Here is a 341-nt window from a genome sequence, read left to right on the forward strand (position 1 = left end):
TAGCTGTCCTTGATTGGCTGACGGGCGTTGCTCAGGGCGATACAACCGGCGTTACGCAAGCTGACCATATTGGCCAGTTGTTCGCCCTCCAGCCCCTGAGTGAGTGCTCCCAGTGGCAATAACCGCGAATATCCGGCGCTGCTGGCTTTGTCCTGCATCAGCTGGATCACCGCCGGGCTGTCGGCTACCGGACGGGTAAGTGGCTGGGCGCAGACATGGCTGAATCCGGCGGCAGCGGCAGCGCGGGTTTCGCTGGCAATGGTGCCGCGCTGGGTATAACCCGGCTCATTGAGATAGCTGCTGAGGTCGATAAAACCGGGTACTAACCAGTTGCCTTGGGC

1 pseudogene is annotated in these 341 nt (G+C 61.0%); it reads right to left on the reverse strand.

Annotated features, from left to right (window positions below):
- Nucleotides 1–341 (reverse strand): annotated as a pseudogene (locus Q4563_RS17715) (hypothetical protein); the annotation flags it as partial.

The sequence above is a fragment of the Gilvimarinus sp. 1_MG-2023 genome (assembly GCF_030548285.1).